General features: G+C 44.6%; 31 protein-coding genes. 29 read left to right on the top strand and 2 right to left on the bottom strand.

The genetic code is table 11. The annotated features are described in order from the left end of the window. Positions 1-18 precede the first annotated feature (18 nt). The 19 genes from BLQ13_RS14105 (at position 19) to BLQ13_RS14015 (ending at position 14,548) form a co-directional block, all read left to right on the top strand. A complete protein-coding gene (locus BLQ13_RS14105) occupies positions 19-1,002 on the top strand; it encodes a phosphotransferase enzyme family protein (protein ID WP_090920881.1) in 984 nt (327 codons plus the stop codon). 41 nt (positions 1,003-1,043) lie between these two features. Next, positions 1,044-1,535 (top strand): GNAT family N-acetyltransferase, encoded by a 492-nt coding sequence (locus tag BLQ13_RS14100; protein WP_090920880.1) that lies wholly within the window; start codon positions 1,044-1,046, stop codon positions 1,533-1,535. Next, positions 1,510-1,968: a GNAT family N-acetyltransferase gene (locus tag BLQ13_RS14095; RefSeq protein WP_244159315.1), complete on the top strand. Its 459-nt coding sequence runs from the start codon at positions 1,510-1,512 to the stop codon at positions 1,966-1,968. Before BLQ13_RS14100 ends, BLQ13_RS14095 begins: the two co-directional genes overlap by 26 nt. A gap of 41 nt (positions 1,969-2,009) precedes the next feature. Further along, positions 2,010-2,249, top strand: a complete 240-nt coding sequence (locus BLQ13_RS14090; RefSeq protein ID WP_208606790.1) for a hypothetical protein — start codon at positions 2,010-2,012, stop codon at positions 2,247-2,249. A gap of 40 nt (positions 2,250-2,289) precedes the next feature. Next, the gene (locus BLQ13_RS14085) at positions 2,290-2,823 is read left to right on the top strand and encodes a GNAT family N-acetyltransferase (RefSeq protein WP_090920876.1); all 534 of its coding nucleotides are present in this window, start codon (positions 2,290-2,292) and stop codon (positions 2,821-2,823) included. Further along, positions 2,820-3,470 carry a hypothetical protein gene (locus BLQ13_RS14080; protein WP_090920875.1) on the top strand — a complete coding sequence of 217 codons (651 nt, stop codon included), beginning with the start codon at positions 2,820-2,822 and terminating at the stop codon, positions 3,468-3,470. Before BLQ13_RS14085 ends, BLQ13_RS14080 begins: the two co-directional genes overlap by 4 nt. After that, a complete protein-coding gene (locus tag BLQ13_RS14075) occupies positions 3,467-4,498 on the top strand; it encodes an alpha/beta fold hydrolase (protein WP_090920873.1) in 1,032 nt (343 codons plus the stop codon). Before BLQ13_RS14080 ends, BLQ13_RS14075 begins: the two co-directional genes overlap by 4 nt. Positions 4,499-4,726: 228 nt before the next feature. Beyond that, entirely contained in the window at positions 4,727-5,929 is a 1,203-nt protein-coding gene (locus BLQ13_RS14070) for a glycoside hydrolase family 5 protein (protein ID WP_090920871.1), read from the top strand. A gap of 218 nt (positions 5,930-6,147) precedes the next feature. Then, the gene (locus BLQ13_RS14065) at positions 6,148-6,687 is read left to right on the top strand and encodes a GNAT family N-acetyltransferase (protein WP_090920869.1); all 540 of its coding nucleotides are present in this window, start codon (positions 6,148-6,150) and stop codon (positions 6,685-6,687) included. A gap of 231 nt (positions 6,688-6,918) precedes the next feature. Then, entirely contained in the window at positions 6,919-7,194 is a 276-nt protein-coding gene (locus BLQ13_RS14060) for a hypothetical protein (RefSeq protein ID WP_420848940.1), read from the top strand. Between the two features lie 16 nt (positions 7,195-7,210). After that, positions 7,211-7,492 carry a hypothetical protein gene (locus BLQ13_RS14055; protein ID WP_090920867.1) on the top strand — a complete coding sequence of 94 codons (282 nt, stop codon included), beginning with the start codon at positions 7,211-7,213 and terminating at the stop codon, positions 7,490-7,492. Between the two features lie 14 nt (positions 7,493-7,506). Next, complete coding sequence (locus BLQ13_RS14050; protein WP_090920865.1) at positions 7,507-8,364, top strand: aminoglycoside phosphotransferase family protein; 858 nt, start codon at positions 7,507-7,509, stop codon at positions 8,362-8,364. A gap of 76 nt (positions 8,365-8,440) precedes the next feature. Beyond that, the gene (locus BLQ13_RS14045; protein WP_090920863.1) at positions 8,441-8,920 is read left to right on the top strand and encodes a GyrI-like domain-containing protein; all 480 of its coding nucleotides are present in this window, start codon (positions 8,441-8,443) and stop codon (positions 8,918-8,920) included. 86 nt (positions 8,921-9,006) lie between these two features. Beyond that, complete coding sequence (locus BLQ13_RS14040; protein WP_090920861.1) at positions 9,007-9,555, top strand: glutathione peroxidase; 549 nt, start codon at positions 9,007-9,009, stop codon at positions 9,553-9,555. Positions 9,556-9,641: 86 nt separating this feature from the next. After that, on the top strand, positions 9,642-10,490 hold the full coding sequence (locus BLQ13_RS14035) for an AraC family transcriptional regulator (protein ID WP_244159324.1): 849 nt from the start codon (positions 9,642-9,644) through the stop codon (positions 10,488-10,490). Between the two features lie 240 nt (positions 10,491-10,730). Then, complete coding sequence (locus BLQ13_RS14030; RefSeq protein ID WP_090920857.1) at positions 10,731-10,979, top strand: hypothetical protein; 249 nt, start codon at positions 10,731-10,733, stop codon at positions 10,977-10,979. A gap of 102 nt (positions 10,980-11,081) precedes the next feature. After that, on the top strand, positions 11,082-11,681 hold the full coding sequence (locus tag BLQ13_RS14025) for a nitroreductase family protein (protein ID WP_090920855.1): 600 nt from the start codon (positions 11,082-11,084) through the stop codon (positions 11,679-11,681). Between the two features lie 122 nt (positions 11,682-11,803). After that, positions 11,804-13,447 carry an S-layer homology domain-containing protein gene (locus BLQ13_RS14020; RefSeq protein WP_244159314.1) on the top strand — a complete coding sequence of 548 codons (1,644 nt, stop codon included), beginning with the start codon at positions 11,804-11,806 and terminating at the stop codon, positions 13,445-13,447. Positions 13,448-13,633: 186 nt separating this feature from the next. Further along, positions 13,634-14,548: an NAD(P)/FAD-dependent oxidoreductase gene (locus BLQ13_RS14015; RefSeq protein WP_090920853.1), complete on the top strand. Its 915-nt coding sequence runs from the start codon at positions 13,634-13,636 to the stop codon at positions 14,546-14,548. A gap of 89 nt (positions 14,549-14,637) precedes the next feature. Here BLQ13_RS14015 and BLQ13_RS14010 read toward each other — a convergent pair whose 3' ends face one another. Further along, complete coding sequence (locus BLQ13_RS14010; RefSeq protein WP_090920851.1) at positions 14,638-14,847, bottom strand: hypothetical protein; 210 nt, start codon at positions 14,845-14,847, stop codon at positions 14,638-14,640. A gap of 221 nt (positions 14,848-15,068) precedes the next feature. Here BLQ13_RS14010 and BLQ13_RS14005 point away from each other — a divergent pair, with 221 nt between their 5' ends. From BLQ13_RS14005 to BLQ13_RS13990, 4 genes are all read left to right on the top strand, one after another. Further along, the gene (locus tag BLQ13_RS14005; protein ID WP_090920849.1) at positions 15,069-15,422 is read left to right on the top strand and encodes a DUF3243 domain-containing protein; all 354 of its coding nucleotides are present in this window, start codon (positions 15,069-15,071) and stop codon (positions 15,420-15,422) included. A gap of 284 nt (positions 15,423-15,706) precedes the next feature. Further along, entirely contained in the window at positions 15,707-16,273 is a 567-nt protein-coding gene (locus BLQ13_RS14000; protein ID WP_090920847.1) for a hypothetical protein, read from the top strand. A gap of 160 nt (positions 16,274-16,433) precedes the next feature. Then, positions 16,434-17,291 (top strand): heme o synthase, encoded by an 858-nt coding sequence (gene cyoE / locus BLQ13_RS13995; RefSeq protein WP_090920845.1) that lies wholly within the window; start codon positions 16,434-16,436, stop codon positions 17,289-17,291. Between the two features lie 121 nt (positions 17,292-17,412). Continuing rightward, a complete protein-coding gene (locus tag BLQ13_RS13990; RefSeq protein WP_090920843.1) occupies positions 17,413-17,895 on the top strand; it encodes a tetratricopeptide repeat protein in 483 nt (160 codons plus the stop codon). Between the two features lie 48 nt (positions 17,896-17,943). Here the strand turns inward: BLQ13_RS13990 and BLQ13_RS13985 are convergent, their stop codons facing one another. Next, positions 17,944-18,825 (bottom strand): LysR family transcriptional regulator, encoded by an 882-nt coding sequence (locus BLQ13_RS13985; protein ID WP_090920841.1) that lies wholly within the window; start codon positions 18,823-18,825, stop codon positions 17,944-17,946. Positions 18,826-19,007: 182 nt separating this feature from the next. Between BLQ13_RS13985 and BLQ13_RS13980 the strand changes: the two genes are divergently transcribed. The 6 genes from BLQ13_RS13980 (at position 19,008) to BLQ13_RS13955 (ending at position 26,564) form a co-directional block, all read left to right on the top strand. Continuing rightward, a complete protein-coding gene (locus tag BLQ13_RS13980) occupies positions 19,008-19,919 on the top strand; it encodes a DMT family transporter (RefSeq protein WP_208606789.1) in 912 nt (303 codons plus the stop codon). A gap of 201 nt (positions 19,920-20,120) precedes the next feature. Further along, positions 20,121-21,152 (top strand): LacI family DNA-binding transcriptional regulator, encoded by a 1,032-nt coding sequence (locus BLQ13_RS13975; RefSeq protein WP_090920840.1) that lies wholly within the window; start codon positions 20,121-20,123, stop codon positions 21,150-21,152. 245 nt (positions 21,153-21,397) lie between these two features. Continuing rightward, positions 21,398-23,947, top strand: coding sequence for a beta-mannosidase (locus tag BLQ13_RS13970; RefSeq protein WP_090920838.1), 2,550 nt, complete (start codon positions 21,398-21,400; stop codon positions 23,945-23,947). Positions 23,948-24,149: 202 nt separating this feature from the next. Then, positions 24,150-24,704: a hypothetical protein gene (locus BLQ13_RS13965; RefSeq protein WP_090920836.1), complete on the top strand. Its 555-nt coding sequence runs from the start codon at positions 24,150-24,152 to the stop codon at positions 24,702-24,704. Between the two features lie 118 nt (positions 24,705-24,822). After that, positions 24,823-25,527, top strand: a complete 705-nt coding sequence (locus BLQ13_RS13960) for a response regulator transcription factor (RefSeq protein WP_090920834.1) — start codon at positions 24,823-24,825, stop codon at positions 25,525-25,527. Then, complete coding sequence (locus tag BLQ13_RS13955; protein ID WP_090920832.1) at positions 25,524-26,564, top strand: sensor histidine kinase; 1,041 nt, start codon at positions 25,524-25,526, stop codon at positions 26,562-26,564. The genes BLQ13_RS13960 and BLQ13_RS13955 overlap by 4 nt, the downstream gene beginning before the upstream one ends. The last annotated feature ends 57 nt before the right edge of the window (positions 26,565-26,621 follow it).

Raw genomic sequence — 26,621 nt, 5'->3', positions numbered from 1 at the left:
AGAAAGGCAGTAAATTATATGGTGCCTACAGCAATACTTTCACAAGCTTCTCAATCCTTTGGCATTGCTCCGGACTCACTGGTTTTAGTAAGTCAATCCACGAATGTGGTTTACAAATACCATCAGCAAAATAAAACATATTTTCTTCGGTTATCGGAGAAACCGGCAGCTTATGAAACATCTATTCAGGCAGAAGTTCACTGGGTTCGCTATCTGGTATCCAAGGGGGTTCGTGCATCATTACCCATTCTTACAGTAGAAGGCAAGCTGACTGCTGTATGCCGTGATCAAGAGAAATGTTATGTTGCCACGGTATTTGAAGGGGCGACCGGATATTTTTTTGATTATGACTGGAGTGTGTGGGATACGGATTTATTTACTCGATGGGGGAGCGTGATGGGCAGGTTACACCATTTAACACAAAGCTATCAACCCGAAGATCCGAGGTTAGTCAGAGCGGACTGGGCGCCACTGGAACTGGAGAATCCACATCTGCATACAGGTGACTATGCCTTGCTCCTAGGGAAGCTTCGAGCATTGGAGCAACAACTGACGGATTTGCCCAGAGAGGCCGAGGGTTATGGCCTAATTCATTATGATTTTCATCCTTATAATTTTTTGATTGATCAGGGTGAGCTTAATGTCTTTGACTTTGATGATGCGATACGCGGCTGGTATGCTCTGGATATTGGTATCGCGGCTGCACATGCGGTATGGTGGGGGGCGCATGATCCGAAGTGGGGAACGAAGGATGAGTTCGCGAAGACGTTTCTGACCGCTTTTCTGGAAGGGTATGTGCAACAACAGCCAATAAGTCAGGAATGGATCGCTCGGATTCCTTTATTCATGGAGTACCGAAATATAAGTTCATTCTTCTGGTGGTTGAAAGATTGGAACGGAGACAAAGGTAGCTTGTCCGATCATCAAAAAAACGCTATCTCAGCAGCTATTGATCTGATCCAAAATGATCTAACGTTTGAAGGTTGCCGTTTTAAACTTTAGAAGACCAAATGGGGATGTTAAAGCGAGGAGTGGTGTATAGGATGGAGACAGAAAGGCTTATATTTCGTGAATATACTAAGAATGATTTTGAACATTTATATATGATGACAAGTGAACCAAATGTGATGAAATACATTCGCCACGGAAATCCATGGACGAAAGAAGAAACGATGCAGACACTAGAGAAGTTTATTCAATGGAACAAGGGAGGCAAAGGACTTTTGCTTGCCTTTAACAAAGAAGATCAGCAGCTTGTTGGAACGTCTGGATTGATACCGCAAGTGATTGATGGAACCGATGAGCTGGAAGTCGGTTATTGGGTGCGAGAGCCCTATTGGAGACAAGGCTACGGGTATGAGCAAGCTAAAGCTTGGAAGGAGTACGGTTTGCAACAAGGAGAGAAACGTTTGATTTCCTTGATCCAACACGGAAATGCAGGCTCGATGCGGGTCGCGGAAAAGAATGGCATGACCCATGAGAAGGACGTCGACATCAGAGGGAAACAAGTTGCCGTATTTTCAATCGAGGTGTAGTAATTATAATTGGGAACAGGCTATAGAAATTTCGCTACATGAAAACCAAAAACATCTGGTTCCAAGTATTACGGAAGGACTTGCTTATGCCTATATTAAACCATGGGATGAAGCATTCGATCCTTACGTTTTGCAGATAGAAGATCAAGTAATCGGATTCTTTTATTTGAGTTATACACCTGAGAGTTTAGATAATTATTGGATTGGCGGCTTTCAGATCGACAAGAAGTTCCAAGGGCAAGGGATGGGAAAACGAGCTTTAAGAGCCATCATCGATTTTCTCACCGATAAACATCCGTTATGTCACGTCCTTTCTCTGACCGTTGAACGAGATAACCATATTGCCCAGCACTTATATACAAGCATGTCATTTGTAAGCGAGAATCTGACCAATTCGGATGATGAAATTATTTACAGATTGAAAATAAGATGAATCACAAAGTCAACATACATCGTTTAGAGGGAGGTATTTTTATGAGAACAATTGATTACAGCCAGTATTACTGGCAAGATGACAAAGTAAGGCTGAGAGCTTTTGAAGAAGAGAACTGGGAGAACTGTTATACAGGAGGCTTTGACACTCCTGCGCGCATTTTGCTTGAATGTGCTGTTGAACTTCCGCCAACGATCACTGGAGCTAAACGATTTATAGATCAGAACGTAGCATTCTCATCAACCAATGGTCATATTATGTTTACCACCCTAAAATCTTGAGGGGTACACCATACTGGGCCAATAAAAAGGAGACAAAAGAATGATTACATACCAAATCTTGAACCTGGATCATGTAAAACAGTTACATGAAGTTGACCGTTCTGAGTATATCGACCTCATTTATGAGGTAACTGATCAGGGCTTAGTTGAGCACAAACAAGATCATGAGTGTGCGAATTGGGATCAGGGGCAACTGGAAGAGATGCAGGATCGCTATATTTATGAATTGCAGCAAGGGGGGATGGCTTATGGGGCTTTTGATGGTACGAGATTAGTAGGCTTTGGTGTACTTGCCCATCAATTTAGGGGGAAAGAGCAGAATCAGTTGCAGCTCGATCTCATGTATGTCTCCAGAGCGTACAGACGGCAGGGAATTGGGACACGCATTCTTGCTTTTTTAAGTGAAGAGGCAAGAAGGCGTGGAGCGCGGTCCTTGTACATCTCGTCAACCGAAACGAGATCAGCGGTTTCTTTTTATCAAAGCCAGGGCAGTGAGATGACAGGAGAGGTGGACGAAGAACTGTACACCAAAGAGCCCAAAGATATTCATATGGTAAAGGAGCTTAACGGATGACGACGGTTGGTTTGTTAGGAACCATTCATAACGCGGAACTTAGAGAGCGGTACAACTGTTCGCTGTCTCTATACAAGCGGATCATTCACGAATTCAAACCTGACGTGATTTGTGGTGAGGTGCACCCACAGAGCTGGCAGAAGTATATAAATGATCCACAAGACAAGGGATACTGGGGAGAACCAGCCAGTGAATATTGGGAACTGATTTTTCCATTGTGTGAAGAACATCGCATTACTTTTGTTCCTATTGATTGGTTTGAACTCGATGTGTGGCATGACTTTGATCCGTTTATCGGGTATGGAGTCGAAGAACGTAAGAAACTAGAGCAGCAGGATGATGCCTGGTTTATAAAGCAAATGGAAACTAGCTCGTATGGGAACATTCCGTTTAATTCGAATGAATTCGATCAAATTACTAGAATGAAATATGAATGGTTAAGTAAGGTTAGCCCCAAGTCGCAAAATATGCGCTGGCAGGTTCGTAACCAAATTATGATCCAGCGAGTGAAAAATGCGATGAAGGAGTACGCAGGTAAGCGAATTCTCTGCATTGTCGGTGCGGATCACAATTACATATTTCAGGATGAGTTACAGAATGAGGCTTTTCATTGGATGTATCCGTTAAAATTAAAGGAGAACGAATGAGAAAAAAGATAGCAAAAGTCTGTAAATATACCTTCTTTACCGTCGTAGGAATGTTCGTAGTTTTTCTCATTTTTCCTACATGGACACCGAGTATCGAAGGGGAGAACAGTATAAGCCGTATAGAGCAGATTGACATCAACGGTGAAGGGCACGAAGTGATGATCAGGGGAGCGGATCGAGCCAATCCGGTATTGTTATTTGTTCATGGTGGACCTGGGTACTCAGAGATTCCTTATGTAAGAGAATATCAGCGTGAGCTCGAGCGGTATTTTACAATTGTTCATTATGATCAACGCGGTAGCGGAAAGTCGTTCCATTTTACAGCGGATTATTCAAAGCTGACAACCGATGTACTTGCAGATGATTTAATCGCTCTGACAAAGTATGTTACTGAGGAACTTCATCAAGAGCAGGTGATCCTGGTCGGGCATTCTTTTGGGACGTATATCGGCATCAAGGCGGTTGCGAAGGCTCCAGAACAGTTTGAAGCTTATATTGGAATCGGACAGGTGGCCGACACCATTCAGAGTGAAATGGAGACGCTGGATTATACGATAAAGCAGGCAACCGCGGCAGGAAACAAAGCGGATGTGAAACAATTAGAGTTATTGCGTGATTCTGTGCAGCAAGGGAAAGGACTGACTCCTCGAACGTTTGTGCAAAAATATGGCGGTTCAGCCAGACTCATTAACGAGAATGCTGATTATGTTAAAGGATTTCTAATAAATCCCGAGCACAACGGATGGGATGTCATTCGATTTTATACAGGGGTTCTCCAGTTGCAAGATCGGCTTGTGCAAGAAGCATTGGATCACCCATTGCCTGAGATTGTAGACGAGATCCAAGTTCCGACTTATTTCCTAATGGGGCAATATGATTATATGACGACCCTTAATGCTGCCAAGGATTACTTGCAAAAGTTGAAAGCACCCGAGAAAGAACTGGTTATATTTCATGAGTCCGCGCATTATCCTCAGTTTGAAGAGAAGGAACAATTCCTGGCTTGGCTGATTGAACATTTCAAATAGGATTGAAAAGTGTAAAAACCTGTCAAAAAGGACAAGAGAATGAACTTTATTTACCATAATTGTGGTATTATGTTGGTGCGAACCGTTTTTTCGCTCACCACTCTATTCATAGAGAAGGGAGGAATATATTTTCGTATTTCTTCAATCAATCCATTTTTTAACCATCTAGATGAATTACTAGAATAACTGCACTGCTTGTTCTAAAATAAAATAAGCGGAGGTACCGTTATGACGAAAACGTTTAAAAAAATTGGCATAGCCAGTTTGGCACTGCTTTTTATGGCCACAGCGGCGTTTGCGGGATGGGGCTCCAAAGCATCGGCCGCTGATATGAGATCGTTAACCGCTGCGCAGATTACGGCGGAGATGGGGGCAGGCTGGAATCTGGGTAATCAGCTGGAAGCTACCGTAAACGGGACCCCGAATGAAACATCATGGGGCAATCCAACGATCACACCTGAGCTGATCAAAAAGGTAAAAGCGGCAGGTTTCAAAACGATTCGTATTCCGGTTTCTTATCTGAATTATATTGGAAGCGCTCCCAATTATACAGTGAATGCATCTTGGCTTAATCGTATACAGCAAGTGGTGGACTATGCGTATAACGAAGGTTTATACGTAGTCATCAATATGCATGGAGACGGGTTCCACTCGATTCCGGGCTCGTGGTTACATGTGAACAGTGGCAATCAGAACGTTATTCGTGAGAAGTATCAAAAGGTGTGGCAACAAGTTGCCAACAAGTTCAGTAATTATAACGAACGTCTGATTTTTGAATCTATGAATGAGGTGTTTGACGGAAATTACAACAATCCGAATACGTCTTATTATGGTAACTTGAATGCGTACAATCAGATCTTTGTGGATACCGTTCGCAAAACAGGTGGCAACAACAATGCAAGATGGTTGCTTGTTCCAGGCTGGAACACAAACATAGACTACACTGTGGGCAATTATGGTTTTGTCGTTCCAAGTGATAATTTCAGATCTTCCGCCATTCCAAGCTCTCAGAAGCGAATCATGATCTCGGCACACTATTACTCGCCATGGGATTTTGCTGGTGAAGAAAATGGAAACATTACGCAATGGGGAGCTACCGCGACGAATCCTTCCAAAAGATCGACATGGGGGCAAGAGGATTACTTGGAATCTCAGTTCAAATCTATGTACGATAAATTTGTGACTCAAGGTTATCCAGTCGTTATGGGTGAGTTCGGTTCCATTGACAAATCTTCTTACGATTCCAGCAACAGTACCTATCGAGCGGTTTATGCCAAAGCCGTGACTGCCAAGGCGAAAAAATATAAAATGGTTCCGGTTTATTGGGACAACGGGTTCAACGGCCAGCATGGATTCGCGCTGTTCAACCGGTTTAACAATACGGTAACACAGCAAAATATCATTAATGCGATCATGCAAGGCATGCAATAATTGATATTGTCAGAAGGAAGAATGGGGCGGCATGTTTCTTATAACCAGGGACATGCCGCTTTAGTATGTTTTCTCAAAAAAGGTGATGCGAGTTCACTCGTAATTTCTCATGAATTTTTACACAAGCCGCAAGTAGAATTCATTAAATGCCACACAATCATGGTTATACTTAATTTTGCTTTGATCTAGCGAACTTGAAGGATTGGGTGGTAGACAGAATGTTGAAGAAGCGTGAGATGCATGAATGTCAATCTCTGTACAGCTTGATGATGGATCCCGCAGTTTCCCCTTATGTTCGTTATGCATGTCAGTCGCAAGAGGAATTTATGTTTTTAACGAGGCAGTTGATCGCAGAAGAAGAACAGGGAAGTGTTATAACGCGTACGATTTTGAATGAAACAGGCACCGCAATTGGCACTATTGATCTGTATCACATTGTCAACCAGACTGGATTTCTGGCAACTTGGATTGGTGCTCCTTATTTCGGACAAGGATACAGTCAAAGAGCCAAGTCCGCGTTTTTGACAGAATTGTTTCTTGAACAAGATATACAGACGGTTTTTATGAAAATACGCAAACAAAATGTTCGTTCCCGCAAAGCGGTGGAGAAACTACCTTACGTTAACCTCTCCAATGACCTGTATCCAGAGGTCACGCAGTCCATTAATGCGAAGCAGTCCATATATGATTTGTACCATGTCGAACGTGCTACTTTTCTCGAAAGTCATATGGAATTGCATCACATTTTAGCTACGTAAGACAATTTGGGAGTAGTAAATGAGTATACCAGGCGCCGTCAGAGATGACGGTGCTATTTGATATACAAGGAAACGACCTTATGAAACTAAGTATAGCTTCATTCGTAGAAGCATTGGTGAAAACTCCGGAATAAAAACTACTGCATACCTCGTTTAAAGAGTTATAGAAATTCCTTAATGGAAGAACATGGATTATAATTAAGGTGAAGTGTATTGAAGGAGGTTGTTGTTTTGACAACAGAAGTATGGATTCCAATGGAGGAGATTCAGGATCAGGAGCCGATCTGGGCAGGTACCAAAATTCGAATATATCAAGAACCGCCACTGGAATACTTACTCTCATACATATATGGGAATTCGAATGAGCTTCAACTAACGTGCCTAACCCAAGGCGAGGCAGGTAATATTGGAGGCGTTATTGCTAAAGATCTGCCTAATCACTATGCACTGGCTCAAACGCTAAAGACCTTTTTGACTGGAGTGTACAGCGAGATTTGTTTTGAATAGAGGAGGAGGTTACATTTTGAATCAGATGAATAAGATTTTGGGTGTCGTATTGATGGTTGCGAGTGTGTTCATATCCACGCTTGAACGAATGTCCATCCGCTTATCAACAGCACTGATTGAGGCGGGAAGCGGATCGGAGCAAGGTTTGCGAGAAGTTACACAGACAGTAGATGTACCCACAGGACTACTCGTATATTTCATGTTTTTTGTTGGATTTGTATTGCTGGTTGCCGGTTTCCCAGGAACGTACAAAAACAAAAATAAACGTCAGCAGGAGCGGCCAGAGAATTACACATAGAGGGGGGACTTAAGTTGTCTCAACAACCGGAGGAGAAGTTAACAGGTGGTAACGTGAATGAAGTTGTGCGCGTTGGTGATACGGTTCGCCGGGGTAGTGACCCGAGTATTAACGCAAATCGTTATGTACACGAACTGCTCTCGCATCTGGAAAAAGAAGGCTTCCATCAGGCACCGAAGTATCTGGGCATGGATGAGAAGGGCAGGGAAATACTCTCTTACCTTGACGGAGACGTCCCGGGTAATGATTATCCGGAGATCGAAAGCTACATGTGGTCAGACGAATCACTGATTGCCGTTGCCCATTTATTAAGAGCCTACCACGATGCAACCGTAAATTTCACCACGGTGGAACAGCCTGATAACCTTTATCCAGGTATAGGTAGAGATGAACACTCACATGAATCAGTAGATACAAATTCAGAGGATTCCGAAGTGGTCTGCCATAACGACTTTGCTTTATACAACATCGTGTTCAGACAAGGTTTGCCGCAGGGCATTATTGATTTTGATCTGGCATACCCGGGGCCGCGTATGTGGGATATTGCCTATACTTTATATACGTGTGTACCTCTTGCGAATTTTTCGCCCAAGGTTGAAGAGCAAGAGAAATCAGTTACCTCATATGATAGAGAAATGCACGCAAACGTTCGGAAAAAACGCATTGAATTGTTTATGAAAGCTTACGGTTCACATGTTCCACCTGATCTGAAAGATTGGGTCGTGTCACGTATTCGCTTTATGTGCAAAACTTTAGAGGATCGTGCATTAGCAGGAGACTTAGCCTTTGTGAAAATGGTTGAAGAAGGTCATCTGGCTCACTACGAGAGAGAAGTGATTTTTCTGGAGCAACATTGGCAAGAGTGGACATAGTTTTTGTCGTATCTTTTTCGGGTAAATGCAACGTTAAAACGGTTTGTATTCTATTTTTTCATTGGGGGAGAAAAAGATGGAAACGAAGATCGTTACATTGGCTGCATTTCATGTTGCAGGGTATCGCATTGAAGCTACGGTGGAAGAGTTTGAGGCAGGATTACGACAGAATCTTTATGATAAGTTAATAGAGAAGAGGGATCAGATCAAGCATCGTAAAAACGACCAGGTTCTCTTAATGCAGCTGTATCCGTCCTATGAGGATTTTAATGCCAAAGTAGATCCATTCGCACATGTATTATGCTATGAAGTAAACGAGACGGAGGGCACGCCGCCTGGAATGATTATTCATCATGTGCCAGCTCGTTCATACGTTACATGTACGCACAGAGGACTAGAATCCGACATAGGTGATACATATGACTACATCTATGGACAGTGGTTAGAGGATGCTGGATACACACCTGAGTGTTATGATTTTGAAATTTGGGATGAACGCTACCAGCCGGATAGTGTCAATAACGAGATCGATGTTTATGTGGCTTTGCAATCTTAGTATTCGTCATGACTGACTTCGTATATAATGAAAGATGACTCTACAAAACAAGTAACTACATACTATTGCGAGGTGCACTTCGACTTATGCCAACGATCTATGATTTCACTGTGACGAGAACGAGTGGAGAGCGTTTTCCGCTCTTTCAATATGAAGGAAAGCCTGTACTGATTGTGAACACGGCAAGCAAATGTAAATATACACATCAATTCGATGATATCCAGAAGTTATATGATGAGTACAAGGATCAGGGATTGCAGGTCATTGGCTTCCCATGTAATCAGTTTGCCGAGCAGGAACCGGGTAGCAGTGCTGAGGCCGAGTCTTTCTGTCAGATCAACTACGGGGTGAAATTCCCGATGTTTGCGAAACTGGATGTGAATGGAGAGGAAGCGCATCCGTTGTACGACTTTTTGAAAAAGTCAGGTCCGTTTGCCGGCTTTGATGAAAGCGACATTCAGGCCAAACTGCTCAAGCTGATGGTGGCAGACAAAGCACCAGAGTGGCTGCACGGCGATGCGATCAAATGGAATTTCACCAAATTCCTGATTGATGCAGAAGGTCAAGTCGTTCGGCGCTTCGAGCCGGTGGATTCCATGGACGAGATCAAAGCAAGTATCCGAGAGTTGTTATAAAATTTAGATGAACATTAGCGGGGCAACCAAGCATAACGTTGTATCCCGCTTTCTTTTTTTGCACAGGAGGTGATGATGTGCCAAGCATGATGCAGTTTAATTCCCCACTGGCGTATACCTATAGAGCCACCAGTCAGTTTGACCCGGGTAATTCGGACGGATTTCATTCGCATCCACACTATGAGATTTATTATTTTCATGAAGGGGAATGCACTTATATTATTGGAGATCGGGTATATGCACTGGAGCCGGGGGACTTGGTGTTAATGCATGGACTGACTTTGCATCGGCCGCATCCCAAAGTTGGAAAACCTTACGTTCGCACAACGCTTCATTTCGACCCTTCTGCCATTCGTAAAAGCCTGCATCCCGAACGCATCCATGAAGTGCTGAAGCCGTTCGATGAGCTGGGCAATTGCCGGGTGAACCTGACCGGTGAGGTTCGCGCTGAATTTGAAGCACTGCTACATGATCTGCACCAGTTATCTTCTCACTCATCCAGATTTAGACAGGAGCGTATGCATATCCGGGTCTGTGATCTGTTATATTGTGTAGCAGAGATCTGTCAGGGACATGTGCAGGAACAGCGTTCTTCATCGGAAAAAGAAAGACATGTCCAGCATATCATCCGATACGTGGATACGAATTACATGCATGACATCGGTCTGGATGATCTCGCTCAGGAACTACATCTGTCCAAGCCCTATTTGGCAGGTATGTTCAAGGAGATGACGGGACTGACCATATTTAAGTACTTGTATGACCGGCGTATTAATCAGGCGAAACTGCTATTCCAGTTTCAGCCCGAGATGAGTGTGACGGAGGCCAGTCGATTGTCTGGTTTTAAAAGGCTGTCTCATTTTAGCCGAATTTTTAAACAAAGCGTGGGCTGTTCGCCTGATCTGTATCGAAGCCAGCTGCATCGGCAGCTGTAGGGTCGATAGGGATGTTGAAACGAAGTTTAGCGCTGTTAGCGTAAACGAGGAATAAATGGTTGCCATGTAGAAGCCGAACCGCAGATTCATCGTGGTCGGCTTCTTTAGCTTTATTTTATAACCATGATCAAATAGCGAGCAAGGGTCAGCACCCTTCACGTAACGCAGATGTTTAGAATGCCAAACGAACAGGTAAAGAAAGGTAACGAGAAAAAGACGATTACAGGAGGCGAAAAGTGAATGGAGAAGCAAACACCGGCGCAACAACGGGAAAATGGCAAACGAGATAAAATGCCGCCAGACCACCCGGAGCAACATAAGACTGAACATGAAAGCATGTTGGATCGATACGAGCAAGAACAAACGGTTGATCCGATTCCAATGCAAGATTTGAACATGGAAGCGCAGGAAGAGAAGAATAAGGATCAGACGAAAAGTAATTCGGCTACAGAAGAGAAATACCGGGCAGACTATCGTAAGAGGGATTAAATAATATAATGAAAATAAAATAGTTTATTGACTAATGTATGTTACTATATTATAGTTACCTTATCGGCAATGAACTACAAATGACTTAGGAGGCGTATATGAATGTCTACTTTTTTTGATGCGTTGAAGAACAGAAGATCTTATTATGGAATCAGTAAGGAATCCACAATCTCGGATGCTAAAATTCAGGAAATCGTCGAAGAAGCGGTAAAGTATACACCAACTGCATTTAACTCACAGACTTCCCGGGCAGTCGTATTGCTTGGTGAACAGCATGATAAACTATGGAATCACACGGAAGAAATTTTGCGTGAAGTTGTGGGCAACGAAGAGGCATTCCAATCCACAGCTGAGAAAATGGCAGGTTTCCGTAGTGGCTACGGTACGGTTCTGTTTTTCGAAGACAACAATGTGGTAGCTCAGCTTCAACAAAACTTTGCTGCTTACGCAGACAACTTCCCGATCTGGTCTAACCAATCCAATGGTATGTTGCAACTGGTCATTTGGACTGCATTGGAGCAAGAAGGACTGGGGGCATCCCTGCAACACTATAATCCACTGATTGATGAAAAAGTGAAGCAAGAATGGAATATTCCGGAGCACTGGAGACTGATCGCTCAGATGCCGTTTGGTAAACCAACCGCAACCCCAGGCGAGAAAGAGTTCCAACCAATCGAAGAGCGTGTCAAAGTACACAAGTAAGGAAGAGCGCGTCAAAGTACACAAGTAATTCTTGAACATTACCAATATTTAACCACATACGGCCTCGCTTCAATTTGATACGATAATGAAGATCGTAATCTATTGAAGTGAGGCTTTTTAATGTGAAAATAGTAAATGATAATAGAGCTTCTCGAACCTTTCATCCCGTATGGAAGATCGTATTAAGCGGCGTCATTTTATTCGGTTCAGTGATTGGAAATGGAAGTATCGTTAACGGGGCGGGGAGTGGGCAGCCGACCTTTCAGGATACAAGCAAAAGCTTCGCAAAAGAAGCCATTGCGCGACTGGTACAAAAAGGGATTGTAGCAGGAACAACGGAGCACACGTTTGAACCGAAAAAAGCGGTCACACGCGCTGAATTTGCATCATTTGCGGTTCGATTGCTCGGACTAGAGCCAGTTTCAAACAACATTAAACCTTTTGCAGATATTTCGGCGAAAGCTTGGTATTACGGTAACGTAGCTGCGATGACTAATCTATCGATTCTTGAGGGTAAAGGCCAGAACCAGTTTCAGCCTAACGCTTCCATTACACGGGAAGAGGCAGCTGCTTTGCTTGTTCGTATGCTGAAACAGCACCCTGTGGCAAGCGATAGTATATACAATACATATGTAGACGCAGCGGACATCTCAAGCTGGGCTCTTCCATATGTACAGAAGGTGCATCAACTTGGATTAATGCGCGGAAGTAGCGGCATGTTCCGGCCGGCTGACCAAGTCACACGGGAAGAGGCAGCAGTGATGCTGGATTCGATCTTGCAAAACAACACATGGGCCACGCAAATTCAGCGGAAGCAGGATCATGGGATTCAACTGGGATGGCAGTACAATTCATCGACAGCAGAATTTATAAGACAAGTCGACCAGTCGCCTGTGAACACGGTCGTTCCGCGTTGGTTTTTCCTGAATCAAGATATGAACGTTTCGGATCACGCCAATGCTACATTGATCTCTTGGGCATCTGCTTCGGGCAGAGCGTTGTGGCCGATGCTGGGTAATCGTTCCAACAAAGAGATGACACATCAGATGCTGTCGAGCTCAGCGAACCGGGAAGCAGTTGTCAATCAAGTGAGTGCTTATGTGAAAAAATATAAACTCGGCGGTATTAATGTGGATTTTGAAAATGTAGATCCTGTCGATCGCGAAGGTTTTACCGCGTTTGTGACTTCGTTAACGAAATCCTTGCACACACTTGGCGCTGTGGTATCGGTTGATGTATCTCCCAATCTCGGTTCAGATTGGACAGCAGCCTTTGACTATGTCAAGCTGGGGGCGATCTCGGATTATATGGTACTTATGAGTTATGAAGAGCATTGGAACGGTGACCCCAAGCCCGGTTCGGTCGCTTCGCTTCCATGGGTGGATCGAGCACTGACAAAGATGCTCTCCGAGGTACCACGTACCAAGACTATTTTGGCGCTTCCACTATATACGCGGGATTGGTCCACCGTGAATCCTGCAACAGCTTCCTGGGACATTACACTGGGAGAGCAAGGAGTTCGGGCATTGGCATCAGGTTCGCTAAGGAACTGGGATACACAGCTGAAACAGTATATCATTAACTACACGTCTAACTCGGTGGCACGAGCCATCTGGGCGGAAGAGAGTCGCTCCTTGTCTGCCAAAGTTCGGATGAGTGGTGAGCGAAACATTGCAGGACTGGCTTACTGGTATATGGGCGGCGAAACTGCGGATGTATGGAACGCCATCACCAATGCCATGCGATTCGAATCGTATCAGTTCTAACACTTGAAGACCGAAACCTTTCGTTTGAAACCGGAGGTTTGGGTCTTTTATTTTTGGTTTAAGCTATGGAATAAGTCAGGCCGTTTAAGCCTGTTTGTACGGTTTAATGTATAGAAGGACAAGAATCATCATGCAAAAATATACTTTTTAAAAAGAGAGAGTACTGGATATTCAGGAGGGAATAACATGCGAGAGATGGATTGTATTATTGTGGGCGGAGGGATTGCAGGGCTTCAGGCAGCCATTCAGCTGGGACGTTATTCAGCGCATCAAGTACTGGTAGTCGATGCTGGGGAAGGCCGATCAACGTTATGCCGAACCTATCATAACATTCTCGGTTATCCGGATGGGGTGTCGGGCAAAGAATTACGGGCCATTGGCAGGATGCAAGCTGAGCAGACAGGTGTTTTGTTTGAAAAGGATCGAATTGTAGAAGCCATGCGTGTGCATGAGGACAAGATCAGGCTTAAAGGGTCCTCTGGAACCCTGTATCAAGCCAAAACAGTGCTGCTGGCAACCGGGTTGTCGGATCGAATACCTGATATTCCGGGACTGAAGTCTACACTCGGCAGAACCGTGTATGTATGCCCTGACTGTGACGGTTATGAGATTCAAGGGAAGCAAACGATCCTGCTGGGGGCTGGCGAAGCTGGAGCGAATATGGCCATGACCTTAATTGAACGTACTAATGATCTTTTATATATCAACCACGAGCAGACAGCGATCTCGGCTGACCTTCATCGTCAAATGAAACAAGCAGGAGTCCGTTATCTTGAAGCAGCGGTACAGGAAGTACAACAGATGGAGGACGGCCATATTACAGGTGTTTTAACCGAAGATGGTCAGATTTTTGAATCAGAACGTGGATTTATCGCCTTTGGAGGGAACCGGGTTCACTATGAGCTCGCTGAGCAGCTTGGAGCCGTCATTGCAGACAATAAACATGTAGAAGCGAATCCTCGTAGTATGCAGGCGGCTCCTCATGTCTGGATTGCTGGAGATCTTGGTATACATGCCGAACAAGCGACTGTTGCTATGGGCGAAGGGGCGATTGCGGCCATCTGGATTCACAAAGCGTTACAGAAGATGGCTAAGGGTTAATAGCATATAATAAAAAAAACACAAAAAAACAAGTCCTCTATTTTCCAGTTGGTTTAGGAGGACTTGTTTTCGTGCGTTTCTTTTAAGGATTATTTACCCGGTTCATCTGTTACATTTTTATTGGAAGAATGATCATGTCCTTTATGGGTAAAGTCTTTGCGAATGTTGTCTACAATATCTCCGACGACACCTTCAATCATGTCCGTAGGTCCCGGATTTTTTTTGTCTGGTTCAATGATGGTATTTACACCGGGTTTGAGTTCATCGGTTGTTTTGTCATGTTTAGGTTTGTCATTCATGAGATCTCCTCCTTAAATTCGGTAGTAATCAATGTTTACTAACATAACCAAACATCTACATGTATATGTAAAACGTTTAACCGAACTACGATTTTTGAAACGGCTGATTAAACTTCAGCGAGACGTTTATATTATAAATGACCCAAGGTTGTGAAGCTTATTGCAAGCTCAACATAAGTCATAAAAATGAATATGCAATTAAACTGAAGGAGGTAATAAGCATGAATGAACAAAATCATGTGATCCACAAAGACGGGCAGGTTTCCACAGATCAGGTAGACAACGCAATCGAAAAGATTGCACCGGAGGAAAGAGGCCACATTTTACAAAATTTTGATGCTTTCAAGGAATACCTCGGTAAACGGATTGCCATGGGCGAATCCATCGGTTTAAGTGAAGAACAAATGGCTAAAATTGCACAAAAAGTAGCAGATCATCTGGCAGCTAACGAAGAACCTCGCAACCGGGAAGAGAAGCTATTACAGGAACTCTGGAACGTTGGTAAAGAAGAGGAACGCCATATGCTTGCTCATATGCTGGTTCGTTTGGCGCAAGACACCAGAACAAGTCATTAAAGAAGTTCAGGCATAAATGGACTGTACAAGCATAGATTAATATAGATGCAGCAGAAACCCCGAATGCAGCTGATTTGGGGTTTCTCCATGTAAAGCGGTGGACAAGCTCAGTAGTGATGACGCGAATTGTAACTATTTTTAATCTGGCTGATACTTTTCAGAAGGTGCTATGACGTATGATGAGTACAACATAAACGAATCGTTAATGTTTGGCGTGTCCGTTTGAGAAGAAAAGCTTTCGTTTAATTATTAAAGAGACGTATGAAATAAGGAGAGATGCTGGCATGAAGAACGCGGCGAAACAATGGAGATATCGGATGATCGGTGCAGCAGTGGCTTTACTTGGCATCATCGTGCTGACTACATATTTGCTTACCCCTGCAAACGCAGAGGAGCGTACCGATGTTCAGTCACCTTCTGCTAATAAGGCCCAGTTGGCCAATTCTGAAGTATATACAGCTTATATTGACGGGATGCGTGTGGAAGACGGTAAATTAATGCTGACTGTAGATAAAATCGGCTGGTATCAGGGTGAGGAAGCCAATACGATTTTCAAACAACGTAATCCGGATGCGGGCATGGATGAAGCACCTGACGGTTACTATATTGTTAATGATAACAAAGAACAAGAACAGGTTGAGGTCAAAGCTGACGCCAATGTTCTCATGCAACTGTATGACCGTGATGGTACGGTTCAAGGAGCGGAAATTCAGTGGAACGAACCCGTAAGCTTGACCAAGTTTGAGTCGTTGTATGGGGATAAACGCATTCTGGATATGTCTGTGTTCCCTTACCACCTGACGATTCAAGATGGAAAAGTAATTAAAATTGTACAACAGTATATCCCTTAAACAGATAACATACAAATAAACCTAAAAGGCATTCTTTCCGTTCAAGTAAACGGTGAAGAATGCTTTTTGTTATGACAAATGATTGAAAGCGATTGTAATTTATTGGTGGTACATGTATCATTATAGGAATGGCGTTTTTACATCATTCAGGAGGCTTCTGATGTTTAAGGACATGATTGCATTAACCAAGCCCGGACTGTTAAGATTGAATGTGTTTGCGGTTGCCGTCGGTTTCTGGGTTGCTTCACAATGGGATATCGCATGGATATCTCTGCTTATGGTCGTGATTGGTTCAACGCTCGTCATTGCTTCGGCATGTGTCATCAATAATTATTGGGACCGTGAGCTGGATCAAAAGATGGAACGAACGAAAAAAAGAATGGATTACATTAATCATCTGAAACCAGGATTTGTTCTTGGTTACGGCTTGGTGCTCGGAGTCGCTGGTTTAGCGATATTGTTTGTACTGGTGAATCCGTTATCCGGCTGGATGGCTTTGCTCGGTTGGTTTGCGTATATTGTGATCTATACGATGTGGCTAAAACGTACATCGACATGGAGCACATCGCTGGGCGGAATTGCAGGGGCGATGCCACCTGTCATTGGGTATACCGCCGTAACGAATGAAATCGATGCAGGAGCCTGGCTGTTGTTTGCAGTGTTATTTTTGTGGCAGCCTCCACATTTCTGGTCGCTGGGTATTCGCCGTGTGGAAGAGTATCGTGCTGCAGGCTTCCCACTCTTACCGGTGGTCAAAGGTGTGAAACGTACCAAGCTACAGATGATTCCTTATGTTTTTCTGCTGATTCCTGCTGTATTCCTGTTGTATTATTTTGATTACGTTGGACTGGTGTTTCTGATTGTATCTCTGATTAGCAGCTTGATCTGGTTTGTACATACACTTGGCGGATTGAAAACACAGGATGATGAGAAGTGGGCGAAGGTTAACTTTTTGATCTCGGTCAATTACCTAATGCTCCTGTTCATCTTAATGGTAGTGAATACAACTTGGTCTTAAACAGAAGAGAGCAGGGATTCCCTCAGAGAGCACATGTTGGAATAAAACGGACAACCTCGTTGTTGGTATTATTACAAGATGTGCTTGTTTATTATTAACAGCTATTGGATGTGACAATAACATGAGTGATTTGCAACAAGCGATCTGCCTGCGACAGGAAGGCAAAGTGAGGGAAGCGATTGAGCTTTTGAACCAAATTACAGAGTTTGAGCCGGAAAATGGGGAAGGCTGGTATCAACTCGCATGGGCACATGACTCGCTAGGATTGGAACGTGAGGCTGTGCCTTATTATGAAAAAGCACTGCAGCTGGAACTATCGGCAGAAGATCGGGCTGGTGCAATTCTCGGACTAGGGAGTACTTTTCGTACGCTTGGGCAATACGAGCAGGCCAAAACATGGCTGCTGGCAGGAATATCGGAATTTCCCGAGCACCGGGAATTTGAAGTATTTTATGCCATGGTGCTCTATAATCTCGGCGAACACGCAGAAGCGATGGGGCGGCTGCTTGTTCAGCTTGCAGATACTTCTGGAGATTCGCGAATAATGGACTACAGCCGGGCGATACGCTACTATGCAGATCAGCTAGATCGGGTCTGGGAATAAGATAGGATCGTCTTTAAGCCTGTTCACCTGAGTGTGAGTCACGTGAAACTAAACTTCTTGATTAGAGATGAGCCATTGTTGGACTTCTTCAATGAAACGACGTGCTGCTGGTGAAATATTCCGAAGGGAAGCGCAAGCTAAACCGATCATTCGGTAAGGGTCACCTGAAAGTGGCACCAGCGCGAGTGATTCCGTATGATTCTGCAGCACCATCTCGGGAAGAAGACTGATGCCAAGTCCGTTACGTACCATGGCCATAATAGCCTGATCCTCGGCTACCTCATATACCACATTTAATTTGGCAGCATGCTGACGAATCAAACGTTCAATTTCGTTGTCACCGCCCCATTTGGGAAGAATGAAAGGCTGCTCTAGCAAAACTTCAAAAGATATCGATTTCTCTGAAGCCAGCGCATGATCCAGAGGCAGGATGCACATCATCCTGTCTTTTTGTAATGTAATCGTTTCGAATGGCGACGAGTCGCCGAGAGACAAAAAACCAAGGTCTATGGCACCGCTGGCGAGCCAGTTCTCAATTTCGGCATAATCACCTTCCCACAGCTTGATCTCAATTCCCGGATGCCGGAGCCTGAACTGCTTGAGAATACCCGGAAGCCACTGTGTCGATACGCTAGCAAATGTCCCGATTCGTACCGTACCAATCTCGGCACCGCGAATCAGGGAGATTTCCTGGTTCATTAGTTCGGCCCAGCGGATGATTTCACGAGTATAACCAAGAATGCGCTCACCTTCCGCGGTGACCCGGACACCGGAACGACTGCGATGCAGCAAGGAGAAACCATATTCGCTTTCCAGGCTGGCGATGGCGTGGCTGACGGCGGATTGTGTAATATTCAGGGCCTCCGATGCTTTGGTCAGACTGCCATATTCGACAACCGTGTTTAGAATTTCGTATTTAATCAGTGACATGTTATAGTACTTCCCTTCCAGATTAATCTACATTTCTATACATGAGTTTATTTCATATTAACTATTATAAATATTCATTTTTATAATGCAAAGAGATCGTTTATACTTGCCAAGGCGAGTTAGTTTAGTACATATAACCAACGTAGCTCAGACTATTTTAGAAGAATGAAGGTAGAAGTTAGATGAATGGGGTACAGGTAAATCAGATTCAGGCATCACGAAGAGCAGACGTGCAGATGCTGCTTGCAACCGTTATTTGGGGTTCTTCTTATCTGTTTATGAAATCGGGACTAGCTTCAATGCAAGAACTAAATTTGATTGCTTTGCGATTTGGGATCGCCTTTGTAGCGGCAGGGCTACTCTTTCACCGTCGTTTGAGAAGTGTGGATCGTGGGACGTTGCTTGCTGGAGGCGTGCTGGGTACGGCATTGTTTGCTGCATTTGTATTCATCACCTATGGTGTACAGCGAACGACGGCATCTCAGGCGGGGTTTTTGATCAGTTTGGCCGTCATTTTTGTGCCAATCTTAACGACAGTCTTGCGCCGGCGATTGCCGGACAAACGACTTAGTGTCAGTATTGTGGTCGCAGTAGCAGGGCTTGGATTATTGACCCTTCAGCATGAAATGAGTTTGCACCTTGGAGATCTGTTGTGTATTATCGCGGCACTGGTTTACGCCATATATATTCTGCTGGCGGGTAAATATACACCTCGGCATGACCCACTTACACTCGGAATCGTTCAACTTGGTGTAGCGGCATTGTTGGGAACGGTAGCCACATTTTTGTTTGAAACACCGCAGTTACCAGATACGCCGGAATCATGGGCATCGATCTTGGGACTCGGAGTATTATGCAGTGGGCTTGGTTATATTTTGCAAACTTTTGCCCAGCGCCACGCTTCACCTACGAGAACGAGTCTGATCTTTTCGCTGGAGCCACTGTTTGCGGCAACGTTTGCTTTTATTTTTCAGGGAGAGTCTCTTACGTTGCAAGGATACTGCGGAGCAGCGTTGATGCTGGCTGGCGTATTGATTACGGAGATCAAACTGCCACTGCATCTGTTCAGACGCAGAAAGCGCCCGGCGTTATAGTGTTAACCGAATCTCTCTGTCCATCTAAATATATGTAGTGGAAGACAGTCGCCCATAAATAAACGATAGATAAACGAAGTTACAGGTTATTCCGTTTTACTTCGTTCTAACCTAACAAACCCCGAATGAACAAAACATGTTTTGTTCATTCGGGGTTTTATGCTACACTGGATGAAAAATCAGGGAAATCGGGTGAGCAAGATGGGCAAAAGAGTGACCATGCAACAGATCGCAGATGCTGCAGGAGTATCCAAGTTCGCAGTTTCCCGTGCACTGACGGGTAAGCCGGGGGTTAGTGAGCACACGCGTGAGATGATTGTCAGAACCGCGGGGCAACTGGGTTATTTTAAAATAGAGCCAAAATATAATGCAGTGGATTCTCATACATCATTCGGTGACACAATGGGGAAGAAAAACGAAGGTACCATATTGATTTTGTTTCCGAATATACGCTCTCAAAATCGTTCTTCCTTGTATTGGGGGCCTGTATTCGACGGGATTTCAGCGCGTTTGAATGAGCGGGGTATGGATATTTTGACACTGACGGAACCTTCTTCCGATCATATGTTTTCGGTTCTCAATCCCGACGCCATTCGGGGTGTTATTACGGTAGGCACGATCTCAACGCCAGTGCTGCTCGAAATATATCGCTTGCGCATTCCGCTCGTTATGGTGGATCACGAGGATTCGGCAATACATACCGATACTGTATTTACTGACAATGTGAAAGGCATGAAGGAGTTAGTCCTTATGCTTGCGGCGAAGGGATATAAACGGTTCCAGTTCGCTGGACAGCTACCTGATGCGGTTAGTTTCAGGGAACGGTGGCTCGGGTATCGGATGGGACTTGAAGTAATGCAACTACAGGCTGAACAGCATGCGGGGCTGCTTGTGCAGGAGTATAAGGAGATGCAACAAACCATCAGAGAGTTCAAGCTTGAAGATATTCCAGAGGTGATCGTCTGCGCGAATGACCACACGGCATTTATTATCATTGAGGCTTTGCGAAGTCGCGACGTTCAGGTGCCTGAACAGTGCGCGGTAACAGGGTTCGATAATACAAGGGCAGATGATCCTATTATGGCTACGGCACATATTCATAAGGAACATCTCGGAGCCCGTGCTGTAGATCAGTTGTTGTGGCGCATTAGCAATCCGAATGTTCCATATGAGCGTAAGCTTATTCATGCGGACATCATTATGCGGGACGAATATCATATGTTATGGGAGTAGTCAGGTAAAGTTTGTGGTTGTGGACCTTCCTAGCAGGATGGAAACAAAATAGAAGGGAAAAGACATGGAGAAGTAAATCTCTATGTCTTTTTTTGTGATTGCAGTGATAATAGAACAATTTAATTGACCAAATGCATTGACTGTTATACGGCTAACATGTTAATTTTGTTTTGTGAATTGTTTGCTAATATAATAACAAAACCTAACAAAATACGTTGGTTAATCTAACGACATGGGAGGCTGTCATGAGCACAAAGCTATCACAACGATTTGAAAACTGGACGTTCAAGGCTAGTGAGGATAAGGAATGGATGCCGGCTCAGGTGCCTGGATGCGTACATACCGATCTGCTGAGATTAGGCAAGATTCCTGACCCGTTTTACGGGACAAATGAGAAGGAAGTGCAGTGGATCGACAAGAAGGACTGGGAGTATCGTACAACGTTCGATATTGAATCTTTTTTATATAAGCAGGAGCATCTCGAACTAGTTTTTGACGGACTGGATACGTATGCGGATGTATATGTGAATGACACACATGTGTTGTCTGCGGATAACATGTTTCGAGTATGGAAGGCAGATGTAAAAGCATTAGTGAAGGAACAGGGGAACATGCTTCGCATTCATTTTCGTTCTCCCATTCAGGAGGATTTACCGAAGCTGGAGAAGCTGGGATATGCCTTGCCTGCATCCAATGACCAATCCGATGTGGGCGGTCTCGGGGATAAACGAGTCAGTATCTTTGCGCGCAAAGCACCATATCACTATGGCTGGGATTGGGGTCCGCGTTTTGTCACCAGTGGCATCTGGCGTGAAGTTAGGCTTGAAGGATGGACAGATGTGAAAATTAATGATTTATTTATCCGTCAAAATGAAGTAAATGCCACATCGGCACAAGTCACCGCCATGGTAGAATTGCAAACTTCACAGCCTATAGATACCGTTATTCGCATAGGTGCAGATGGTCAGCGCTGGGAGAAGGCCGTATCTTTGCAATCTGGTTCCCATACGGTAGAGGTCACGATCTCGATTCAGAATCCAAAGCTCTGGTGGAGCCGTGGATTGGGTGAAGCGTATCGATATACGTTTGCTGCCGAAGTACTTCAAGGGGAGCGTGCTGTCGCAACGCACGAGGTCAAAACAGGACTTCGTTCTATCCGTCTTGTACGTGATTCGGACGAAGCCGGGGCTTCCTTTTATTTTGAACTGAACGGAGTCGCGGTGTTCGCCAAAGGAGCCAACCACATTCCCAATGACAGTTTTATTACCGAAGTGATACGAGAACGGTACATGCATGAGATCATATCGGCAGCGGAGTCCAACATGAATATGCTACGTGTATGGGGCGGTGGCTTTTACGAAGAGGATGTATTCTACGACTTGTGTGATGAATACGGTATCATGGTGTGGCAGGATTTTATGTTCGCGTGCAGCATGTATCCGGGTGATGAAGCGTTCCTGAACAGTGTCCGTCATGAAGCGATCGACAATGTGAGACGTCTGCGCAATCATCCGAGTATTGTACTGTGGTGTGGCAACAATGAGATAGATTCGGCTTGGGCGCATTATATTGAAAATGGTGGCTGGGGCTGGAAAAAAGATTACAACGCCGAACAGCGCGAACGCATCTGGGCGGATTATGAAGCGATTTTCCATGACCTTTTGCCAGAAGTGGTCGAAGCGTATGCACCAGACATTGACTACTGGCCTTCCTCCCCCATTGTATCGCTGACAGGAGATGAAAAGCAGCATGCCCATCCGTCTACATCGGAAGGAGACATCCATTATTGGGGCGTGTGGCACAATGTGGAACCTTTTGAGAATTACAATATATATGTAGGCCGTTTTATGAGTGAGTATGGGTTCCAGTCGTTCCCGGAATACAAGTCGGTACGCACATACGCTGAGGAAGAAGACTTGGCCTTGGAGTCAGAGGTCATGCTTGCACATCAAAAGAACGGTGCGGGTAATCGACTGATCAAGCAGTATATGGATATGTATTTGCATGAACCGAAGGATTTCCCATCCTTCCTGTATATGAGTCAGGTCCTTCAAGCGGAAGCGATGAAAACCGCAATCGAAGCCCACCGCCGCCGCAAACCTTACTGTATGGGAACGCTCTACTGGCAAATGAATGATTGCTGGCCTGTCGCTTCGTGGGCAGGGATGGACTATCTTGGTCGCTGGAAGGCATTGCAATATTATGCGAAACGTAGTTTCAATGATGTATTGGTTTCCGTGGATGGTACCAAAGAAGATGTCACAGATATCTATGTGGTTTCTGATCTATTGAAGAAGGTGGAGGGAGAGCTTCAAGTTCAATTGATTGGATTCGATGGCATGGTGCACCGGGAAGAGACTTTTGCAGTAAACGTAGCACCCAATGCAGGTGAGAAGTTGTTGTCCTTACGTAATGCAGACTGGCTCGAAGGGCATGATGCTGCGACGACGCTACTGCGGCTCGCTCTCCGTCAAGAGGGAGTAACAGACATTGTCCAGGAGCATTACTTCGTGCCTGCCAAAGAGCTTGCGCTTCAGCCTGCGAGCATCAAAGTCAGCGGAGGAGCCGATGAGGATGGTGTACATCTAGTGCTGGAAAGTGACGTACTTGCCAAGCAGGTGTGGATGTCTTCGGAAGTTGAAGGGGTCTTCTCGGATAACTTCTTTGATCTGATTCCTGGATTTCCGGTAAAGGTGAAGTTCACCTCCAGAGAAGGTTTACAGCAAGCAGATGTCATTTCGAATCCAGGGGCGGTCGAGGTTCGCTCCATGGCTGATTTTATTCGAGTGAACTAAATGTGAGGCAAGGGAAAAATAAGACGTAGCAACGAATAAAACGGTTGAAGTCTCTTACGGAGAGGGACTTCAACCGTTTTTTGTGACAGGATGATACCACAAATTACATCGTAATGATTTCGTAACATTTTGCTTAGAGAATCGTAAGTTGTTTTCCTTATTGTAGTCCATGCAAGTAACTAAACCATGGAGAGTGATAACAATGATGAAAACAAGCAAAAGCAAGAAAATGATTGCAGCAGCAGTTTTGATGATGTCTTTAACTTTTTCAGGATTAGCAAGTGCAAGCGCTACAGAGATGAAAATGATTAAAAAGGATGGCATGGAACTTGTGCAATTGAGACAGGCGGCAAAAATGTATGGTTACAGCATTATGTGGGACAGCAAAGACCGCTCGGTAACGTTAATGTATATGGACAAAATGCACGACACGATGATGGAAGAAGATATGAAAACGAAAAATGACATGATGATGCACGATGATATGATGAAAGATGACACGAAGATGGCTGATAACATGATGATGGAAGACGACCAAATGAATAAAGATGACATGATGATGAAGGACGACATGATGATGGAAGGTGCTATGATGCCTGCAGCTAAAACCATTAAGGTGTGGGTTGGTTCTACAAAAATGATGGTAGATGGTATGCAGGTTACCTTGAAGTCAATGCCCATGATTCATGAGGGCAACACATATGTAACGGATATGGTCATTTCCAAATACATGATGCCGATGAAGGCTATGAAGTGAAGGTGACGAAGTAAACGTAAAAAAATAGAAAGTAAGGCAGATTAATAACACTGAAACATGATCCTTGCCCTGTGATATGATGATGCCAGATGTTTGTTTTGAATATGGGGTGAGTTCATTGAATGAGCGTATCATGGTTGCCGATGATGACAGTAATATTACAGACGTTTGTCGCAGGTACCTCGAAAGGGAAGGTTATTCCGTGGTGACGGCTAAGGATGGTATGGAGGCGATTGAGTTGTGGCGCACCCACACGCCAGATCTGATTGTGCTCGACCTGATGATGCCACACAAAAATGGATGGGAAATCTGTAACGAGATTCGGCAAAGCGAGGATGTACCTATTGTTATGCTGACTGCTCGCGGGGAAGAGCAGGATCGACTGATGGGTCTGACGATGGGAGCAGATGATTATCTGACCAAGCCGTTTAGTCCGAGAGAACTCGTGCTGCGTGTCAAAGCGATATTGCGCAGAATGCGAACGGTACAGGTGTCGCCTGCCACTCATTCATCACATACGATTCGATATGAAGGGCTGACCATTGATTTTGTGAAACGTGAGGTAGAGATTGACGGACGGCTGATTGACTTGACGGTTACTGAATTTGAGATGTTGTATTTGCTAGCCAGCCACCCGGGACAGGTGTTTTCGCGTAGTCAGATGTTAAGCAAAATCTGGGATTTTAGCTACGAGGGAGATACGACGACCGTAACCGTGCATATTCGAAGACTACGAGAGAAGATCGAGCAAAATGCTTCCGATCCAAAATATATTAAAACGGTTTGGGGTATAGGTTATAAGTTTGCAGGTGGCTCATCATGAAATTACGCACGTATCTGGTATTGTCCAGTCTTCTGGGCATCGGTGTATTGTTGATTTGTTTGTTCGTCAGTTATTCCAAAATGCTGCTCACCATTGATCAATTGTATTGGCTGTCGGGTATAACGGCCGGGGTAGGTTTACTTTCGTTTGTTCTCCAGTATGTATTAACGAAGCCATTGGAAAAATCAATAGCTCGTATTACCGAGCGTACAGTGAAGGTAGCCGAAGGGGATTTCCATACGGAAGTCCCTCTCATCGGGCCACAGGAATTCAAACTGCTGGCACAGCAATTTAATGAAATGAGTTCCAGACTGAAGGATAGCTTTGACGATCTTCATCAATCCGAATCGGCCAGGCGTGAGCTGATAGCAAATGTGTCTCATGACTTACGTACACCACTGGCCTCGATTCAGGCCTTTGTCGAAGCGCTGGAGGATGATGTGATTAAGGATGAAGCCACCTTCAGGCGTTATCTGAATACGATTCGCCTTGAAACGAAGAGGCTGGGAGGGCTGATCCAGGACTTGTTTGATCTATCGAGTCTGGAGGCCCAAGGGGAGCCATTTGATCCAGAGCCCAGCCATGTCGATGAGTTGTTGGTTAGCACACTCGAGAGTTTTTCGTTCCATCTTGCCGAGAAAGAGCTGAATGTGGAGATTGAGTTGCCTGATCAATTGCCAGCTGCCATGATGGTACCTGCGCAGATGAAACGGGTGGTTTCCAATTTATTGCAAAATGCCATCCAATACTCTTCTACAGGAGGCACAATCATGCTTACTGCCACAGAGCAGGGAGCGTTTTTGCAAATTGCGGTGTTGGATCAAGGTGAGGGGATTGAAGCGGAAGAAACGACACGTATTTTTGAACGGTTTTACCGGATTGATAAATCCCGTAGCAAAAGTAGTGGTGGAGCTGGACTTGGGCTCGCGATCGCTCAATCCATTGTGGAACGGCATGGAGGCGAAATTGGAGTTCAGAGTAAGAAGGGAGAAGGAAGTTGTTTCTGGTTTACCCTTCCGGTGTGTGTCAATCGCTAGCCATTGGCATTGAGAGATTTTGATCATAGCGATAACGTAAAAACGTGCCACCCGGTA

The sequence above is a fragment of the Paenibacillus polysaccharolyticus genome (genome assembly GCF_900102085.1).
In the GTDB taxonomy this organism is placed as follows: Bacteria; Bacillota; Bacilli; order Paenibacillales; family Paenibacillaceae; genus Paenibacillus; species Paenibacillus polysaccharolyticus.
Note: the sequence above shows the minus strand (reverse complement) of the source record. Positions and strands in the feature narration are given on the sequence as shown.

What these genes read in the sequence shown, in the direction of transcription:
- BLQ13_RS14040 (WP_090920861.1), top strand. Translation starts at nt 9,007, where the DNA reads ATGCCAACGATCTATGATTTCACTGTGACGAGAACGAGTGGAGAGCGT.
- BLQ13_RS14065 (WP_090920869.1), top strand. Translation starts at nt 6,148, where the DNA reads ATGTTGAAGAAGCGTGAGATGCATGAATGTCAATCTCTGTACAGCTTG.
- BLQ13_RS13980 (WP_208606789.1), top strand. Translation starts at nt 19,008, where the DNA reads ATGAATGGGGTACAGGTAAATCAGATTCAGGCATCACGAAGAGCAGAC.
- BLQ13_RS13955 (WP_090920832.1), top strand. Translation starts at nt 25,524, where the DNA reads ATGAAATTACGCACGTATCTGGTATTGTCCAGTCTTCTGGGCATCGGT.
- BLQ13_RS13990 (WP_090920843.1), top strand. Translation starts at nt 17,413, where the DNA reads ATGAGTGATTTGCAACAAGCGATCTGCCTGCGACAGGAAGGCAAAGTG.
- BLQ13_RS13985 (WP_090920841.1), bottom strand. Translation starts at nt 18,825, where the DNA reads ATGTCACTGATTAAATACGAAATTCTAAACACGGTTGTCGAATATGGC.
- BLQ13_RS13965 (WP_090920836.1), top strand. Translation starts at nt 24,150, where the DNA reads ATGATGAAAACAAGCAAAAGCAAGAAAATGATTGCAGCAGCAGTTTTG.
- BLQ13_RS14030 (WP_090920857.1), top strand. Translation starts at nt 10,731, where the DNA reads ATGGAGAAGCAAACACCGGCGCAACAACGGGAAAATGGCAAACGAGAT.
- BLQ13_RS14035 (WP_244159324.1), top strand. Translation starts at nt 9,642, where the DNA reads ATGATGCAGTTTAATTCCCCACTGGCGTATACCTATAGAGCCACCAGT.
- BLQ13_RS13975 (WP_090920840.1), top strand. Translation starts at nt 20,121, where the DNA reads ATGGGCAAAAGAGTGACCATGCAACAGATCGCAGATGCTGCAGGAGTA.
- BLQ13_RS14010 (WP_090920851.1), bottom strand. Translation starts at nt 14,847, where the DNA reads ATGAATGACAAACCTAAACATGACAAAACAACCGATGAACTCAAACCC.
- BLQ13_RS14085 (WP_090920876.1), top strand. Translation starts at nt 2,290, where the DNA reads ATGATTACATACCAAATCTTGAACCTGGATCATGTAAAACAGTTACAT.
- BLQ13_RS13970 (WP_090920838.1), top strand. Translation starts at nt 21,398, where the DNA reads ATGAGCACAAAGCTATCACAACGATTTGAAAACTGGACGTTCAAGGCT.
- BLQ13_RS14100 (WP_090920880.1), top strand. Translation starts at nt 1,044, where the DNA reads ATGGAGACAGAAAGGCTTATATTTCGTGAATATACTAAGAATGATTTT.
- BLQ13_RS14025 (WP_090920855.1), top strand. Translation starts at nt 11,082, where the DNA reads ATGTCTACTTTTTTTGATGCGTTGAAGAACAGAAGATCTTATTATGGA.
- BLQ13_RS14005 (WP_090920849.1), top strand. Translation starts at nt 15,069, where the DNA reads ATGAATGAACAAAATCATGTGATCCACAAAGACGGGCAGGTTTCCACA.
- BLQ13_RS14000 (WP_090920847.1), top strand. Translation starts at nt 15,707, where the DNA reads ATGAAGAACGCGGCGAAACAATGGAGATATCGGATGATCGGTGCAGCA.
- BLQ13_RS14015 (WP_090920853.1), top strand. Translation starts at nt 13,634, where the DNA reads ATGCGAGAGATGGATTGTATTATTGTGGGCGGAGGGATTGCAGGGCTT.
- BLQ13_RS14105 (WP_090920881.1), top strand. Translation starts at nt 19, where the DNA reads ATGGTGCCTACAGCAATACTTTCACAAGCTTCTCAATCCTTTGGCATT.
- BLQ13_RS14045 (WP_090920863.1), top strand. Translation starts at nt 8,441, where the DNA reads ATGGAAACGAAGATCGTTACATTGGCTGCATTTCATGTTGCAGGGTAT.
- BLQ13_RS14070 (WP_090920871.1), top strand. Translation starts at nt 4,727, where the DNA reads ATGACGAAAACGTTTAAAAAAATTGGCATAGCCAGTTTGGCACTGCTT.
- BLQ13_RS14075 (WP_090920873.1), top strand. Translation starts at nt 3,467, where the DNA reads ATGAGAAAAAAGATAGCAAAAGTCTGTAAATATACCTTCTTTACCGTC.
- BLQ13_RS14080 (WP_090920875.1), top strand. Translation starts at nt 2,820, where the DNA reads ATGACGACGGTTGGTTTGTTAGGAACCATTCATAACGCGGAACTTAGA.
- BLQ13_RS14090 (WP_208606790.1), top strand. Translation starts at nt 2,010, where the DNA reads ATGAGAACAATTGATTACAGCCAGTATTACTGGCAAGATGACAAAGTA.
- cyoE (WP_090920845.1), top strand. Translation starts at nt 16,434, where the DNA reads ATGTTTAAGGACATGATTGCATTAACCAAGCCCGGACTGTTAAGATTG.